Origin of the sequence: Pseudomonas sp. v388 (assembly GCF_003935425.1) — a bacterium.
GTDB lineage: Bacteria > Pseudomonadota > Gammaproteobacteria > Pseudomonadales > Pseudomonadaceae > Aquipseudomonas.
Genome location: NZ_RHQN01000001.1, coordinates 98,338 through 114,383 on the forward strand (window position 1 = coordinate 98,338; position 16,046 = coordinate 114,383).

General features: G+C 63.3%; 14 protein-coding genes. 12 read left to right on the forward strand and 2 right to left on the reverse strand.

The window, feature by feature from the left end:
* Window positions 1–113: 113 nt before the first annotated feature.
* Window positions 114–1,184, reverse strand: coding sequence for an isocitrate/isopropylmalate dehydrogenase family protein (locus tag EGJ27_RS00430; RefSeq protein ID WP_125828654.1), 1,071 nt, complete (start codon window positions 1,182–1,184; stop codon window positions 114–116).
* A gap of 252 nt (window positions 1,185–1,436) precedes the next feature.
* Between EGJ27_RS00430 and rraA the strand changes: the two genes are divergently transcribed.
* Window positions 1,437–1,922, forward strand: coding sequence for a ribonuclease E activity regulator RraA (rraA, locus tag EGJ27_RS00435; protein ID WP_125828655.1), 486 nt, complete (start codon window positions 1,437–1,439; stop codon window positions 1,920–1,922).
* Window positions 1,923–1,994: 72 nt separating this feature from the next.
* Window positions 1,995–2,654 (forward strand): aspartate/glutamate racemase family protein, encoded by a 660-nt coding sequence (locus EGJ27_RS00440; protein WP_125828656.1) that lies wholly within the window; start codon window positions 1,995–1,997, stop codon window positions 2,652–2,654.
* A 69-nt stretch (window positions 2,655–2,723) separates the two neighbouring features.
* Here the strand turns inward: EGJ27_RS00440 and EGJ27_RS00445 are convergent, their stop codons facing one another.
* Window positions 2,724–3,617, reverse strand: a complete 894-nt coding sequence (locus EGJ27_RS00445; RefSeq protein WP_125828657.1) for a LysR family transcriptional regulator — start codon at window positions 3,615–3,617, stop codon at window positions 2,724–2,726.
* A 153-nt stretch (window positions 3,618–3,770) separates the two neighbouring features.
* Between EGJ27_RS00445 and speB the strand changes: the two genes are divergently transcribed.
* The 10 genes from speB (at window position 3,771) to EGJ27_RS00495 (ending at window position 15,943) form a co-directional block, all read left to right on the forward strand.
* A complete protein-coding gene (gene speB, locus EGJ27_RS00450) occupies window positions 3,771–4,730 on the forward strand; it encodes an agmatinase (protein WP_125828658.1) in 960 nt (319 codons plus the stop codon).
* Window positions 4,727–5,128: a nuclear transport factor 2 family protein gene (locus tag EGJ27_RS00455; protein WP_125828659.1), complete on the forward strand. Its 402-nt coding sequence runs from the start codon at window positions 4,727–4,729 to the stop codon at window positions 5,126–5,128. The genes speB and EGJ27_RS00455 overlap by 4 nt, the downstream gene beginning before the upstream one ends.
* Before the next feature lie 145 nt (window positions 5,129–5,273).
* Window positions 5,274–6,800 (forward strand): cytosine permease, encoded by a 1,527-nt coding sequence (locus EGJ27_RS00460; RefSeq protein WP_125828660.1) that lies wholly within the window; start codon window positions 5,274–5,276, stop codon window positions 6,798–6,800.
* Window positions 6,801–6,842: 42 nt separating this feature from the next.
* On the forward strand, window positions 6,843–7,703 hold the full coding sequence (locus EGJ27_RS00465) for a sugar phosphate isomerase/epimerase (protein ID WP_125828661.1): 861 nt from the start codon (window positions 6,843–6,845) through the stop codon (window positions 7,701–7,703).
* Window positions 7,700–8,737, forward strand: a complete 1,038-nt coding sequence (locus EGJ27_RS00470) for an isopenicillin N synthase family oxygenase (protein WP_125828662.1) — start codon at window positions 7,700–7,702, stop codon at window positions 8,735–8,737. The genes EGJ27_RS00465 and EGJ27_RS00470 overlap by 4 nt, the downstream gene beginning before the upstream one ends.
* Window positions 8,738–8,769: 32 nt before the next feature.
* Window positions 8,770–9,567 carry a transporter substrate-binding domain-containing protein gene (locus EGJ27_RS00475; RefSeq protein ID WP_125828663.1) on the forward strand — a complete coding sequence of 266 codons (798 nt, stop codon included), beginning with the start codon at window positions 8,770–8,772 and terminating at the stop codon, window positions 9,565–9,567.
* Between the two features lie 101 nt (window positions 9,568–9,668).
* The gene (locus EGJ27_RS00480) at window positions 9,669–11,186 is read left to right on the forward strand and encodes an amino acid ABC transporter permease/ATP-binding protein (RefSeq protein WP_125828664.1); all 1,518 of its coding nucleotides are present in this window, start codon (window positions 9,669–9,671) and stop codon (window positions 11,184–11,186) included.
* Window positions 11,183–12,784, forward strand: coding sequence for a 5-guanidino-2-oxopentanoate decarboxylase (locus EGJ27_RS00485; protein WP_125828665.1), 1,602 nt, complete (start codon window positions 11,183–11,185; stop codon window positions 12,782–12,784). The genes EGJ27_RS00480 and EGJ27_RS00485 overlap by 4 nt, the downstream gene beginning before the upstream one ends.
* A gap of 19 nt (window positions 12,785–12,803) precedes the next feature.
* Complete coding sequence (locus EGJ27_RS00490) at window positions 12,804–14,231, forward strand: aldehyde dehydrogenase family protein (protein ID WP_125828666.1); 1,428 nt, start codon at window positions 12,804–12,806, stop codon at window positions 14,229–14,231.
* A 140-nt stretch (window positions 14,232–14,371) separates the two neighbouring features.
* Window positions 14,372–15,943: a gamma-glutamyltransferase family protein gene (locus EGJ27_RS00495; protein ID WP_125828667.1), complete on the forward strand. Its 1,572-nt coding sequence runs from the start codon at window positions 14,372–14,374 to the stop codon at window positions 15,941–15,943.
* Window positions 15,944–16,046: the final 103 nt, after the last annotated feature.

Below are 16,046 nucleotides of genomic sequence, written 5' to 3' on the forward strand. Positions count from 1 at the left end.
GCTCCGGTCACCGCGACCGCTTGTCGCGATGCATGAGCGTTGAATTATTGTGGGTAGGGAGATGCCTGTATGCAGCCGGCAGGAGCAACACAGACGTGTTGCCCCCGCCTGGATCAACCGAGGATGACCTTGGCGACTTCTTCACCGAAGGCTTTGGTACCCAGTTTGCCGCCCAGGTCCGGGGTGCGGTTTTCCGGGCTTTCCAGCACCACGTCCACCGCCCGGTCCATCTCGGCAGCCGCCGCTTGCAGGTTGGAGTTGCCGCGCTGCTCGCCCATCCACTGCAACAGCATGGCGACGGAAAGAATCATCGAGACCGGATTGGCGATGTCCTTGCCGGCAATGTCCGGGGCCGAACCGTGTTGTGCCTGTGCCGCGCAATGCACGTCGCTGGCCATGATCGAGCCGGCAAGACCAAGGCTGCCAGACAGCTCGCTGGCCAGGTCGCTGATGATGTCGCCGTAGAAGTTGGTCGCCACCAGGACGTCGAAGCGCTCTGGGCTGCGCACCAGGTGTGCGGTCGAGGCGTCGACCAGCAGATCGTCGAGCTGAACTTCGGGGAAGTCCTTGGCGACGTGGCGCACAGCTTCAAGAAACAGCCCATCGGTCATGTGGAAGCTGTTGGCTTTGTGGATCGCGGTCACTTTCTTGTTGCGCTTCATCGCCAGCTCGAAGGCACGGCGTGCAATACGTTCGCTGCAGTGGCGGGTGATCTTGCGGGTCGACAGAGCCATGTCCGGGCTGGGCATCACTTCGCCCCAGCCTCGGCTCATGTTGCGGTCCGGGTAAAAGCCTTCGGTGGCTTCACGCATGATGACCAGGTCCATGGTCTTGCCTTCTTTCATGTTCGAAGTCAGGAACGGACGGGTGCGTGCCGGGCGGACGTTGGCGTACAGGTCCAGGCCGATTCGGAAACCGGCGGAGACGTTGCGGCCACCTTTCTCAGGCACCGGGTAGTCGGCGTGGGACTGGGTGCCCAGAATGACGCCGTCGTAGGTCTTGGCCTTTTCCAGAATCTCGTCGCGCAGGGTCGTGCCGTATTTCTCAAGGCTTTTGAAGCCGACGTCGTCGTAATCGAACGTCAGGCCCAGGCTGAACTTATCGTTTACGGCATGCAGGACTGACATCGAAGATTCGACGATTTCCGGACCGATACCATCGCAGGGAAGAACAAGAATACGCATCACACTCTCCTAACTTTTTATTCGAAGCTGAGGCAGGCCATCAGACTGCCCAGGATTGTTATGTATATCAGTGTTACGAAATACAATATTGTCAGCGCGTCCGGTAAGGGGGCAGCAGGCGATCGGATCATCTGTCGTAATGAAGTGAACAGTACCCGTCCTGACAGATTGCATTTTATTGCACCAATATCCATATTGTGCAACCTTTTGTTTTCCTTCAAACGCCGAACCATTTTTCAGCCAGGAGCAATTATGTCTTTCAAAACCACCGATCTGTGTGATGACCATGGCGACAAGGCGCGAGTGCTTGCGCCACTGTTTCAGGATCTTGGCGGCAGGCGGGACTTCTGTGGAGAAGCGGTCACCGTCAAATGCTTCGAAGACAATTCACGCATCAAGGAACTGAGCGCCGAATCCGGCGTGGGCAAGGTGCTGGTCGTGGATGGTGGGGGCAGTGATCGTTGCGCGTTGTTCGGCGACCATCTGGCCCAGGACCTGGTCCTGAACGGCTGGGCAGGGCTGTTGATCTACGGCTACGTTCGGGATCGCGAAGTGCTCGGACAGCTGCCTGTTGCCATCAAGGCACTGGGAGTGTCGCCGCGCAAATCGGTCAAGCGCTCGGAAGGGCAGATCGGCGTGGCGGTGACCTTTGCCGGGCAAACCATCGCCAACGGTGACTGGCTGTACGGCGACGCCGACGGGGTGGTGATTCTCAATGGGCCGGTTGAGGCGCAGTGATTCATCGCAGGGCCCGATGATGGCGGTAAGTGCCGCCTGGGCCTTTAACCTGAATACGGAGTAATGAACATCATGGCCGGACAGCCGCGCATCTTCCTGATTCATGCCACTGACGTCTCCATCTCACCGATCAACGACGCGTTCCGGTCCCTGTGGCCTGAGGCGCGGCTCATGAATCTGTGGGATGACTCACTGTCGATCGACATTGCCGCTGCTGGAGGCCTGACCGACAGCCTCAGGCGTCGTATCCACGATCTGGCCGCCTACGCGTTTGCCGCCGACGCCGATGCGGTGCTCTATACCTGCTCGGCTTTCACCGATGCGATGGAAGTCTGCCGCCAGCGGTACGCCAAACCGGTCTTGAAGCCGAACGAAGCCATGGTGGCCGAGGCGGTATCGCTTGGCTCCCGGATTGCGGCGCTGACCACGTTCATTCCGGCGGTCGGGCCGATACTGGACGATTTCACTGCCCATGCAGCGTCAGTGGGCAAGTCCGTCGACGTTACTCCGGTTCTGTGCGAAGGGGCTCTGCAGGCGTTGAAGCGCGGCGACGCAGTGGAGCACAACCGGATCATCCGCGAAACGGCCGCGGCCCTGACCGGTTACGACGTGGTCTGCTTTGCTCAGTTTTCCATGACTCAGGCGGCGAGTGAGGTGCGCTCGGTCTTCAAGGGGCCGGTGCTGACCACGCCGGAGAGTGCCGTTCTGCATCTCAAAGCGCTGCTGGCCTGACGGACCTGCCGATGGCGGGCGGCGGCGCGCCGCTTGCCGATGAACCTCCCGCGCCGCTGAACCCTGCCGTCAACCTGCGTCAAACCAGCCCTTGAGCCGATCCCGGAAACTCTGGATCAACGGCTCCCGCGAGCGCCCGCGTCGCAGCGCCAGTGAAAACGGTGCCTGGTAGCCGAAGGTGGCCGGCAGCAACACTTTCAGCCGTTTCTGGTCCACCCAGAACTGCGCGTAATGTTCCGGCAGGTAGCCGATATACGCTCCGGACAGCACCAGGATCAGTTGCGCTTCCATCGATTCGACGGTCGCCGCACTGTGCTTGAAGCCATGCCGCGCCAGTTCCGCCTGGCTCCAGTAGCCGCGGCCGACCATGCGCTGTTGGGTGATGACTTGCGCAGGGATACGTTTCTGATCGAACAGTTCGTGGCGGTCGCTGCAATACAGCCAGTGCTGTTCGCGATACAGCGCCTGGTACATCAGGCCGTTCATGCGCACGGAGAAGGCGCCGATGGCCAGGTCCAGGCGGTTTTCCTGCACGCCCAGTTGCAGTTGCGCAGGGCTGAGCACCGAAAGGTGCAGGTGCACGGCGGGGTGCTCCTTGCTGTACGCGCCGATCACGTCGGCCAGCGGCAAGGCCGGATCGCTGACGGTGGAATCCAGCACGCCGAGGTTGAGCGTGCCGCGCAGTTCGCCCTTGAGCGCGGCGCTGTAGCGCTCGAAACCTTCCAGCTCGGCAAGCAGGCGCAGGGTTTCCTGGTGAAACAGTTCGCCTTTGCTGGTCAGGCTGAAGCCGCCGCGGCCGCGATGGCAGAGCACCAGGCCCAGCTGGGTTTCCAGCTGGCTCATGTAGGTGCTGATGGCAGACGTGGAGAGATTGAGTTCCTGCTGCGCGGCGGCAAACCCTCGATGGCGGGCTACGCAGGCGAAGATGCGCAGCAGTTTGATATCGGGCAAAACAGAAGACATTGCGAGAGGCTCCGGAGTAGCGCGCAGGGCGAGCAGTGTATCCGCGCTTGGTTTAGAAATCTCTGAACTGATTATTTGTCGGCAGCGATTCTTCCGGCTGCGCAGCGACACCAGAATCGGGGCACTTCAATGACATCAAGGTGAGGCCACCCCGTGGACAAGACTTTCCACCAGCCCTTGGGCGGCAACGAGATGCCTCGGTTTGGCGGTATCGCCACCATGCTGCGTTTGCCCCATGTGCAGGCTCCTGAAGAACTCGAACGGCTGGATGCCGCGTTTGTCGGCATTCCTCTGGACATCGGCACCTCGTTGCGCTCCGGCACTCGTTTCGGACCACGGCAGATCCGCGCCGAGTCGGTGATGATCCGGCCCTACAACATGGCCACCGGTGCCGCACCGTTCGACTCGCTGAACGTGGCGGACATCGGCGATGTGCCGATCAATACCTTCAACCTGCTCGACGCGGTGCGCATCATCGAGCAGGAATACGACCGGATTCTGGGCCACGGCATCGTGCCACTGACCCTGGGCGGCGACCACACCCTGACGCTGCCGATCCTGCGCGCCATTCACAAGAAGCACGGCAAGGTCGGGCTGGTGCACATCGATGCCCATGCCGACGTCAACGATCACATGTTCGGCGAGAAGATCGCCCACGGCACCACATTCCGCCGCGCCCAGGAAGAAGGCTTGCTCGACAGCGACCGCGTGGTCCAGATCGGCCTGCGTGCCCAGGGCTATACCTGCGAGGACTTCAACTGGAGCCGCAAACAGGGCTTCCGGGTGGTGCAGGCCGAGGAATGCTGGCACAAGTCACTGACCCCTCTGATGGCCGAAGTACGGGACAAGGTCGGCGGTGGACCGGTGTACCTGTCGTTCGATATCGATGGCATCGATCCTGCTTGGGCACCGGGCACCGGCACGCCGGAAGTGGGCGGGCTGACCACGATTCAGGCGCTGGAGATCATCCGCGGCTGCCAGGGGCTGGACCTGATCGGTTGCGACCTGGTCGAGGTGTCGCCGCCGTATGACACCACCGGTAACACCTCGCTGCTGGGCGCCAACCTGCTGTACGAAATGTTGTGTGTACTGCCGGGCGTGGTGCGTCGATGAACGCTGCCGCCCACGGCCGCGAAACGCAGGTGCTCCAGGCGGCGGCGGATCTGGTGAGCGCCTTCGCCGGCAATGACACGGCGCGCTACTTCGACTGTTTCAGTGAGGACGCCAGTTTCGTGTTTCACACCTTGCCGGAGCCTTTGAATTCGCGGGCTGCATACGCGGCGCTGTGGCAGCAGTGGCAGGCCGACGGCTTTGCCGTGCTGGGTTGCGAGTCGAGCAACGCCTGGGTCAACGTGCAGGGCGATGTCGCGATTTTTACCCATGATGTGGCGACCCACGTGCGGGTCGGAAGCGAAGAATTGCGGCTCAAGGAGCGCGAGACAATCGTGTTCCGCTTCGACGGCACGCGCTGGCTGGCCTGGCATGAACATTTGTCGGAGGTGCCGGGCTGATACGCCTCTGATGCGAGGCTGATGGATCGATAGCGACACTATAACAATGAGATTCAGCCCTCCGCCCGGGGTCAACGGGCGGCCATAAAGGGTCAGCGTGCCTGCGCTGGCCTTACAACAACCGTGACAGGCGCTGGAGCAACACATGAGTCATTCGACGCGTATTGAAACCCGCATTGAAACCCGTATTGAAACCTTTGGTGTCGAGCAGATACCCGACAGTCAACGCCACGCATCCCCTATCGATCTGTTCCGCCTGATCTTCGGCGGCGCCAACACCTTCGCCACCGCAGTGCTGGGCAGTTTTCCGGTGCTGTTCGGCCTGTCGTTCCAGGCCGGAGTCTGGGCGATCATTCTCGGCGTCACGGTCGGCGCGTTGATCCTGGCGCCGATGGGAGTGTTCGGCGCCATCAACGGCACCAACAATGCGGTGTCGTCCGGTGCGCATTTCGGCGTGCATGGGCGCATCATCGGCTCGTTCCTGTCGCTGCTGACGGCGGTGGCGTTCTTTTCCCTGTCGGTGTGGAGCTCCGGCGATGCGCTGGTGGGCGGCGCCCGGCGCCTGGTAGGCCTGCCGGAAACCGACCTCAGCCTGGGGCTGGCCTACGGGCTGTTTGCGGTGCTGGTGCTGGTGGTCTGCATCTTCGGTTTTCGCTTCATGCTGTGGGTCAACAAGATTGCAGTGTGGGCGTCGAGCCTGCTGTTCCTGCTGGGCATCCTGGCGTTTTCCGGCTCGTTCGATGCTGGTTATGCCGGCAGCCTCAATCTGCAACAACCCGGCTTCTGGGCAGCGTTCATCGGTGCGGCACTGCTTTCGATGAGCAACCCGGTGTCGTTCGGCGCCTTTCTCGGCGACTGGTCGCGCTACATCCCGCGTGACACTTCCAAGACCCGCATCATGCTGGCGGTAATGGCCGCCCAGGCCGGCACCCTGATTCCGTTTCTGTTCGGGCTGTGCACCGCGACTCTGGTCGCGACCCAGGCGCCGCAGTACATCGAGAGCGCTAATTACGTGGGCGGCCTGCTGGCGATTTCGCCCGGCTGGTTCTTCCTGCCGGTGTGCCTGATTGCGGTGATCGGCGGCCTGTCCACCGGCACCACCGCGCTGTACGGCACCGGGCTGGATATGTCGAGCATGTTCCCACGCCTGCTCAGCCGCGCCGGCGCCACGCTGTTGATCGGTGTGGCGGCGATTGCCTTTATCTTCATCGGCCGCTTTACCTTCAACCTGGTGCAGAGCGTATCGACCTTCGCGGTGCTGATCATCACCTGCACCAGCCCATGGATGGTGGTGATGATCCTGGGCCTGGTCAGCCGTCGCGGCTTTTATCACGCCGATGACCTGCAAGTGTTCACCCGCGGCGAGCGTGGCGGGCGTTACTGGTTCCACCATGGCTGGAACTGGCGCGGCCTGGGTGCATGGATTCCGAGTGCGGCGGTGGGCCTGTGCTTTGTCAATCTGCCGGGGCAGTTCGTCGGGCCGCTTGGCGAACTGGCCGGCGGCATCGACATCAGCCTGCCGATCACCCTTGGCCTGGCGGCGCTGCTGTACCTGACGTTGCTGCGCACCTTTCCGGAGCCTGCTGCGGTGTACGGCCCCAAAGGCGCGCACCCGATGCTCGGCCGCAAGGCCATGAGCAACGTCCCTCAGTCGGCCGCCGCCCATGTGTAGCCCGCGCTACGCCCATGCCGATACTGCCGCTGAGGTGTGCCCATGAAACTGGAACTTTTTCGCACGCTGTGGGGCTACCGCGGCACATGGCAACAGGCGTTGAACGAGGCGCGCGCTGCGGGCTTCGACGGCTTTGAAGCCCGGGTTCCCGAGGACGCCGCCGAACGTGCGGCGCTGGCGACCTTTCTGCGCGATAACCGGTTGCCCTACATTGCCATTCTGTTCACATCCAGCGCGGTACTGCCCGTGCAGTCGGCGACGCCCGCCGAGCACCTGGCGGACTTTGCCCGCAAGCTGCAACGGGCTGCAGAGCTGCAGCCGCGCTTCGTCAACGTGCTCGCCGGCAACGACCGCTGGCCGCTGGCGCAGCAGGTGGATTTCTTCGGCGAGGCGCTGGAAATCGCCGCTCGCAGCGGCCTGACCTGCAGCTTCGAAACCCATCGAGCCCGGTCGCTATTCAATCCGTGGCTGACCCTGCAACTGATCGAACAGCTGCCGGCGATGCGCTTCACCAGCGACATCAGCCATTGGGTGGTGACCTGCGAGCGGTTGCTCGATGACCCGGCGGACGACCTCGGCGCCTTTGTCGAGCGCGTGCACCACATCCAGGCCCGGGTCGGTTACGACCAGGGTCCGCAGGTGCCGCACCCCGGCGCCCCGGAATACGCCGCCGCGCTGGCCTTTCATCAGCGGCACTGGGAAGCGATCTGGCGCTCGCAACAGGCCCGAGGTTTTGCTGGCACCACGCTGACCCCTGAGTTCGGGCCGGATGGTTACCTGCATCACTTGCCGTTCACCGATGTGCCGGTGGCTGATCTATGGGGCCTCAATGCCTGGATGGGCCGCACCGAGCGCGAACATTTCACCGTTTTTTCCAAACGCCCAGAGAGCCTGCTGCCATGAGTGAACGTGCTGCTTTCACCCGCATTCCCGTGGTCGATATCCACGGCCTGTTCAGCGAACGTCTGGAAGACCGCCAGGCGGTGGCCCTGGCGCTTGGCGAGGCGGCCCGGCATGTGGGCTTCCTGTACATCACCGGCCATGGCATCGCGCCGCAATTGATCGACGATCTGCACCACGCCGCCGAGCACTATTTCGCCCAGCCGCTGGACGCCAAAATGCAGCACTACATCGGCGCCTCCCAGAGCCACAAGGGTTTCGTGCCCGAAGGCGAGGAGGTGTACGGCACCGGCAAGCCGGATCACAAAGAAGCGTTCGATATCGGTTTCGAGGTGCCCGCCGACCACCCACTGGTGCTGGCCGGTACGCCGCTGCTGGGGCCGAACCACTGGCCGGCCTTGCCGGGCTTTCAGACGGCGGTGCAGGCCTATTATCAGGCGGTGTTTGCTCTGGGGCACCAGCTGTTTCGCGGCTTCGCCCTGGCGCTGGGGCTGGATGAACACGCGTTCGATGACATGGCCTGTTTTCCGCCGTCCAAGCTGCGCCTGATCCATTACCCGTTCGACGGCGACGCGCACGACGCACCCGGCATCGGCGCGCACACCGATTACGAGTGCTTCACCATTCTCAAGGCGGACCAGCCGGGGCTGGAGGTGATGAACGAGCAGGGTGAGTGGATCGACGCGCCGCCTTTGCAGGACGCTTTCGTGGTCAATATCGGCGACATGCTGGAGGTGATGACCGCCGGCGCGTTTGTCGCTACCGCCCACCGGGTGCGCAAGGTCAAGCAGGAGCGCTATTCGTTTCCGCTGTTCTACGCCTGCGACTACCACACTCAGATCAAACCGTTGCCGCAGTTCGCGGACAGCCAGCAGAGCTATGCGCCGATCACTATCGGCGAGCATATGTGGGCTCAGGCCCTGCAGACCTATCAATACCTTCGCCAGCGTGTGGCGGACGGGCAGCTGGCCCTGCCGCAGCACGCCAGAAAGCCTTCAAGCTTCGGGCACCTGAAAAACCAGAGCGTGACTTCGTGACCTGCCTTTCCCCTCAATCTGGAATGACGACTATGCCAAGCACCCCGTTTTCGCGCCTTGCCGCTCCCCTGATCATCGGCGCAGCCCTGTTCGCCGGCAGCGTCCAGGCGGCACCTACTGCCACACCCGGTACGCTGAAGGTCGGCATGGAGATTTCCTATCCGCCGTTCGAGTCTTACGACGGCGACAAGGTGGTGGGCTTCGACCCGGAAGTCTCGACTGCGCTGGCCAAACAGCTGGGCGACTTGAAGGTGGAGTTCGTCGACACCCGTTTCCCGAACCTGATCCTGGGCCTTAATGCCAACCGCTTCGACACCATCATTTCCGGCATGTACATCACCGAAGAACGCACCAGGCAGGCCGAGGCGATTCCGTATGCGCAAGTGGGCGCGTCGATCATGGTGCGCAGTGACAGCGCCGCCAAACCGCAGCAGCCCGAGGATCTGTGCGGCCTGAAAGTCGGTCTGCAGCAGGGCACCAACTGGATCAACCAGCTCAAGGCCGTGTCGGCCGATTACTGCGCCAGACAGAACAAAGGCGAGATCGCCATCAGCGAATTCCCGACCACCGCCGAAGCCTCCCAGGCGCTGATGTCGGGCAATATCCAGGCGCATCTGGAAATTTCCGCCGCCGCGAAAATGATCGTCGACAAGGCTCGTGGCCGGATCGTGATCAGTTCTGAAAAATCCCTCTATCCGCAGACGCTCGGTATCTATGTGAAGCGCGGCAACGCCGAACTGCTCGAAAAGCTGCGCAGTGTGGTCGAGACCTACAAAAAGAGCAGCGAGTACCGCGAGGTGCTGAAGAAGTACAACCTGGAACCGGCATAACCCCCAAGGCTTGGGGGCCTGTATCTGACGCATGACGGCGCTGTGTCGACGACGCAGCGCCCTGCAGGCCTTCGCCACCCATCTGCTGCACCGAGGTCATCATGGCATTCGAATGGGCCTATTTTTTCTCGCTGTTTTCCGTCCAGGCATTCTGGCAAGCCTGTCTGACCGTGGTTCAGCTCAGCACGCTGTCCTGGACTCTGGGGCTGGCGCTAGGTTTTCTGCTGGCCAGTGCCAAACTGTCGACCCATGCCTGGCTGCGTGTACCGGCGAGCCTGTACATCTGGCTGTTTCGCAGCATCCCGTTGCTGGTGCTGCTGGTGTTTGTCTACAACCTGCCGCAGCTGTTTCCGGCCACCGGCAGCGTGCTTTCACAGCCGTTCTATTCCGGCCTGATCGCGCTGGTGCTGACTGAAACCGCGTACATGGCCGAGATCCACCGCGGCGGCCTGCTGTCGGTGCTCAAAGGGCAGCGCGAGGCGGCCAAGGCGCTGGGCATTCGCGGGCTGGGCGCGCAACGGCTGGTGATCATTCCGCAGGCGATCCGCATTTCACTGCCGACTTTGACCAACGAGTACGTGACCATCGTCAAACTCACCTCACTGGTGTCGGTCATCTCCCTCAGTGAGTTGCTGCTGGTCGGCCAGCGCATGTACGCGCAAAACTTCCTGGTATTGGAAACCCTGGCGGCGGTGGCCGTGTATTACGTGCTGATCGTCACCCTGTTCGGCTGGCTGTTGCAGTGGGCCGAGCGTCATCTGGACCTGTCGCGCAAAACCGCGCAGACCCTCGATGCCTCGCAGGCCGAAGCCCTGCGCCTGCCGGCGGTTGCAGGCAAGCCGCGTGGCGAGTCGCCGGCCGGGCAACCTGACGCGTTGAGGCTGCGCGATATTCACAAGTGCTACGGCAACCATGAAGTGCTCAAGGGCATCGAACTGAGCGTCAAGCCCGGCGAGGTCATTACCATCATCGGCCCGTCCGGTTCGGGCAAGACCTCGCTGATCCGCACCATCAACAGCCTGGAAAGCATCGATCGCGGCGAGATCGTGCTGTTCGGCAAGGACTACATCAAGGCCGGCAAGCGCACCGATTCGGCGGTGATCCGCCAGGGCATCGGGCGCATCGGCATGGTGTTCCAGAACTTCAACCTGTTCCCGCATCGCACCATTCTCGATAACGTCATCCTCGCGCCGCGTTACCACGGCCTGGCCGGCACCGATGAACTGCGCCGCCGGGGCCATGCCTTGCTGGATCGCGTAGGGCTGCTGGCCCATGCCGACAAGTACCCGCATCAGTTGTCCGGTGGTCAGCAACAGCGCGTGGCGATTGCCCGCGCCCTGGCCATGGAACCGGACATCATGCTGTTCGACGAACCGACCTCGGCGCTCGACCCGGAGCTGGTGGGGGAAGTGCTTAACGTCATCCGCGACCTGGCCGCCGAAGGCATGACCATGCTGATCGTCACCCACGAGATGGATTTCGCGTTGTCGATCTCCGACCGCATTGTGTTCATGGAAAACGGCCACGTGGTGACCGACGCGTCGCCCGCCGCGATTCGCTTCGACGGGGATCCGCGGGTCCGGCGCTTTATCGGTCTGGAAGAGGAGCGCGCAGCATGACCACCTGTGGAGAATTTCTCGTCAAGCAACTGCAGGCCTGGGGCATCGATACCGTGTTCGGCATTCCCGGCGTGCACACCGTGGAGCTGTATCGCGGCCTGCCGGGCAGCGGCATCCGCCATATCACGCCGCGCCACGAACAGGGTGCCGGCTTCATGGCCGACGGCTATGCGCGGGTCAGCGGTCGGCCGGGGGTGTGTTTCATCATTACCGGCCCCGGCATGACCAATATCCTCACAGCGATGGGTCAGGCCTATGCCGACTCGATTCCGATGCTGGTGATTTCCAGCGTCAACGAACGCACCCGCCTGGGCCTGGGCAACGGCTATTTGCATGAATTGCCTGACCAGCGGGCGATGGTCGCCGGGGTCAGCGCTTTCAGCCATACGCTGATGAGCGTCGATGAACTGCCCACTGTCCTGGCGCGCGCCTTTGCGGTGTTCGACAGCCAGCGTCCGCGCCCGGTGCACATCGAGCTGCCGCTGGACATCATCACCGCCAGCGCCGCGCACTTGGCGCTGCTGCCGCGCAGTGTCATCGCCCGGCCGGGACCGGACCCTGTGGCGATTACCGAAGCCGCCGCGCTTTTGCGCGGGGCGCAACGTCCCTTGTTGCTGCTGGGCGGCGGCTGCGTAGCGGCCATGGCCGAGGTGCGCGAGCTGGCGAGCCGGCTGGACGCACCCACCGCCTTGACCATCAACGCCAAGGGCCTGTTGCCCGCTGACCACCCGCTGTTGCTGGGCAGCAACCAGTCCCTGATGCCGGTGCGGCAACTGGCGCTGGACGCCGATGTGGTGCTGGCCATCGGTACCGAACTGGGCGAGACCGATTACGACGTAGTATTCGACGGCAACTTCAAGATCGGCGGCGATTTGATTCGCATCGATATCGACGCCGAACAGCTGACCCGCAACCAGGCGCCGCGCCTGGCGATTCTCAGCGATGCTGCGCAGGCGATACGCGCCCTGCTTGCCGAACTGCCGCCGCGCGACGCGCATATCGAAAGCCGTGGTGCGCAGCGGGCTGCGGCGGTGCGCAGGCAACTGGCCGAGGATTTCAGCGGCTGGGCGCATTACCGCCAGTTGTTCGACTGCGTGCTTGAGGTCTTGCCCGAGGCGCGCTTCGTCGGCGATTCGACGCAGACCGTGTACAGCGGCAATCACCTGGTCGAGTTGAACGGCCCGCGCCGCTGGTTCAACGCTTCCACCGGCTACGGCACACTGGGCTACGGCTTGCCTGCGGCGCTGGGTGCGAAACTGGCCGAGCCTTCGCGCCCGGTGATCAGCCTGATGGGCGATGGCGGTATTCAGTTCACCTTGCCGGAGCTGGCCAGCGCGGTAGAAGCGCAGCTCGGGATCATCGTGCTGCTGTGGAATAACCAGGGTTATGGCGAGATCAAGCGCTACATGGAACGCCGGGATATCACGCCGCTGGGCGTGGATATCTACACCCCGGATTTTCTGGCGATAGCGCGCGGGTTCGGTTGTGTCGCCGAACGCGCCCGGGATCATGCGCACCTGCAAGCGCTGCTGCGCGAAGCGCCGCATGACCGGCCGCTGATTATCGAAATCAACCAGGCGCCCCCGTTTGCACCCTGATTCATGATGGAGCCACACAATGAATACCCCGCATTACATCAACGGCGTCTGGCTGGCAGGCGAGGGCAGTGATGTCCTGACCGTGTGCGACCCCGCTCTGGGCGAACCCTTTGCCGAGCTGATCGCGGCCAGCAGTGCCCAGGTCGACCAGGCGGTCAGCGCCGCCCGCGCCGCGCTGCCGGCCTGGAAAGCCACGCCGGTCGCTGAACGCGCCGCGCTCTTGCGCGGTTTTGCCGAACAACTCGGCCGGCGCCGCGAAGAACTGCTCGCCTTGCAGATGCGCAATAACGGCAAGCCCCGGCATGAAGCCGAGGTGGATCTGGACGACGCCATAGCGACCTTCAGCTATTACGCCCGACTGGTCGAAACCCAGTCCACACACCGCGACGTCGAATTGGCGGCGTCCGGCTTCACCTCCCGCACGCGCCTGGAACCGGTGGGCGTGGTCGGGCTGATCGTGCCGTGGAATTTCCCGCTGGTCACCAGCGCCTGGAAACTCGCTCCAGCGCTGGCGGCCGGCTGCACGGTGGTACTCAAACCTTCGCAAATCACGCCGCTGATCGAGCAGGCTTACGGGCAGATCGCTGACAGCCTGCGCTTACCCGCAGGCGTGCTGAATATCGTCAACGGCAAGGCGGACACCGGTGCCGCGCTGAGCAACCATCCAGGTCTGGACAAGCTGTCGTTCACCGGCAGCAACGGTGTGGGCGGCCAGGTGATGCGCAGTGCCGCGGCGTATTGCCGTCCGGTGACCCTGGAACTGGGCGGCAAGTCGGCGTTTATCGTATTTGACGATTGCGATCCGGATCAGGCGGTGGAATGGATCGTCGCCGGTATCTGCTGGAACGCCGGACAGATGTGCTCGGCCACCTCGCGGTTGCTGATTCAGGACGGGATTGCCGAAGAGTTGCTCCCGCGTCTGCAGGAGGCATTCGCGGCGTTGCGGGTCGGTAATCCGCTGACCGAAGACGTCGACATGGGGCCGCTGACCAGCGAAGCCCAGTGGCACAAGGTGCGTGAGTATTTTGCGATAGCGCAGGCCGAAGGCTTGCAGTGCCTGACCGGCGGCGCGGCACTGGCGCGCGATGGCTGGTTCGTCAGCCCGACGCTGTACCGCGACGTGCCGACCGGCAGCCGGTTGTGGACCGAAGAAATCTTCGGCCCGGTGCTCTGCACCCGACGCTTCAGCACCGAACAGGAGGCTGTCGATCTGGCCAACGACAGCCGCTTCGGGCTGGTTGCCACCGTGGCCAGCCGCGATATAGCCCGCGCCGAGCGCGTAGCCGATGCGCTGGAAGTCGGCCATGTATGGATCAACTCGATCCAGGCGGTGTTCGTGGAAACCTCCTGGGGTGGAACCAAGGCAAGCGGCATCGGGCGCGAGTTGGGCCCCTGGGGGCTGGCGGCGTACCAGACGGTGAAACATGTGACGCGGTGCCTGGGATGACAACCAGGTCCTGGGTCGCGAGGCGGGTCGGCTTTCCAGGCCATTGACGGCCTGGATGATCCGGGGCGGCGTCGGAGGCATATTTATTGCTTTGCTAACAATCAATTTATAGATAGCTAGCAAAGATAAGGCCCCGAACCATGATCGCTACCTCCAATCGTGCTGTGATTTGTACGCCCCATGCCCAGGCCAGTGCCGCCGGGATGCGGGTTCTCGACGCGGGCGGCACGGCCATTGATGCGATGCTGGCGGCCAGTGCCATGCTGGCCGCCGTGTTCCCACACATGACCGGGCTGGGCGGCGATGCGCTATGGATGATCCACGACAGCAAGGTACGCACCATCGTGGGGATCGGCCAGGCCGGCCAGCGTCTGCCTGAGGGTGGAGCCATCAGCGTGCGCGGTCCGGCTTCGGTCGCCAGTACCGCGGGTGCCATGGCGAGCTGGCAGACTGCGGCCAATATCAGTCGCCACGAGTGGGGCTCAAGGCTGGGCTGGGCTGATCTGTTGGAAGATGCCGCCAGCGTGGCGGATGCCGGGGTGCCGGTTTCACAGTCGCAGCTGTTCTGGCAGACCTTGCGTCAGCCACTTATCGAGCAGCTGCCGGACCTGCACCGGCTGTGCAAGACCGACGGACGCTGGCTACGTGAGGGCGACATGCTGCGCCAGCCGCAACTGGCCAACACCCTGCGTCATCTGGCGAAACACGGGGTCGGGGACTTCTACACGGGCGAGCTGGCCCAGGCTTTCGGCGCCGCCTTCGATCAACTCGGTTGCGGCCTGACCACAGCCGACCTGGCTGCCACCCAGGCGCACGAAACTGCACCGATTTCGGTGCGTTACCGGCAGGGCCGGCTGTTCAATGTCGCGCCGCCGTGCCAGGGTCTGTATACGCTGCAGGCCATGGCCGCCTTGCAGCACAAGCCGCTGGCGCAGGTGGGTAACGGCAGTGCGCTTTACTATCACTACCTGGTGGAAGCCATCAAACAGGGCCTGCTGCGGCGCAATGCACAGTTGTGCGATCCTGCGAGCAACCCCTGGGACTTTTCCGCCAGCCTCGAAGACGCGCAGATCCGCGCGTATTCCGATGCCATCGACGACCAGCGAGCGGCGCCGTGGAACGAGCCGGGACGTCCGGCCGATACGGTCTGGATGGCCGCAACCGATGCCCAGGGCCGCACCGCCTGCCTGATCCAGAGCCTGTTCCACGATTTTGGTTCGGGCTGCCTGCTCGGTGACACCGGCGTGCTGTGGCAGAACCGCGCGGCAGGTTTCAATGCCGACCGGAAGCACATCAACGGCTGGGCACCCGGCAAGCGCCCGGCGCATACGCTCAACCCGTCCTGTTACCTGGCTGACGACGGCCGGCGCTGGTTCTTCGGCACGCAAGGGGGCGATGGTCAGCCGCAGACCCAGATGGTTCTGGCGACCCAATTGATCGACTATCAGCAGCCGATCGACCAGGCGCTGCTGACTCCGCGCTTTCTGTTGGGTCGCAGCTTCTTCGACAGCACGGACAACCTCAAACTGGAGGGCGACATGAACGCTGCCGCCATTGAAGGCTTGGCGACGCTGGGACATGAGGTGGAAATCATTGCGGCCCGCAGCCCGATGACCGGCCACGCCGGGATCATCGCCATCGATGCCGAGGGCCGGCGCAGTGCCATGCATGACCCGCGAGGCGAGGGCACCGGACTTGGTCAGGCAGGCTGAGGGCTGAACCGGTTATTTGCCGGGTGCGGGCCGCTGGCGGATAATGCCGCCGATTGTCCGTCACCCGCAGCCTTGCGGGCTGGCATGAGGCTTTCAGGACAAC

Coding starts and splice junctions, on each gene's coding strand:
- EGJ27_RS00470 (WP_125828662.1), top strand. CDS start 7,700: ATGAGTGAACGTGCTGCTTTCACCCGCATTCCCGTGGTCGATATCCAC.
- EGJ27_RS00485 (WP_125828665.1), top strand. CDS start 11,183: ATGACCACCTGTGGAGAATTTCTCGTCAAGCAACTGCAGGCCTGGGGC.
- EGJ27_RS00495 (WP_125828667.1), top strand. CDS start 14,372: ATGATCGCTACCTCCAATCGTGCTGTGATTTGTACGCCCCATGCCCAG.
- EGJ27_RS00440 (WP_125828656.1), top strand. CDS start 1,995: ATGGCCGGACAGCCGCGCATCTTCCTGATTCATGCCACTGACGTCTCC.
- EGJ27_RS00465 (WP_125828661.1), top strand. CDS start 6,843: ATGAAACTGGAACTTTTTCGCACGCTGTGGGGCTACCGCGGCACATGG.
- EGJ27_RS00430 (WP_125828654.1), bottom strand. CDS start 1,184: ATGCGTATTCTTGTTCTTCCCTGCGATGGTATCGGTCCGGAAATCGTC.
- EGJ27_RS00455 (WP_125828659.1), top strand. CDS start 4,727: ATGAACGCTGCCGCCCACGGCCGCGAAACGCAGGTGCTCCAGGCGGCG.
- EGJ27_RS00480 (WP_125828664.1), top strand. CDS start 9,669: ATGGCATTCGAATGGGCCTATTTTTTCTCGCTGTTTTCCGTCCAGGCA.
- rraA (WP_125828655.1), top strand. CDS start 1,437: ATGTCTTTCAAAACCACCGATCTGTGTGATGACCATGGCGACAAGGCG.
- EGJ27_RS00490 (WP_125828666.1), top strand. CDS start 12,804: ATGAATACCCCGCATTACATCAACGGCGTCTGGCTGGCAGGCGAGGGC.
- EGJ27_RS00445 (WP_125828657.1), bottom strand. CDS start 3,617: ATGTCTTCTGTTTTGCCCGATATCAAACTGCTGCGCATCTTCGCCTGC.
- EGJ27_RS00475 (WP_125828663.1), top strand. CDS start 8,770: ATGCCAAGCACCCCGTTTTCGCGCCTTGCCGCTCCCCTGATCATCGGC.
- EGJ27_RS00460 (WP_125828660.1), top strand. CDS start 5,274: ATGAGTCATTCGACGCGTATTGAAACCCGCATTGAAACCCGTATTGAA.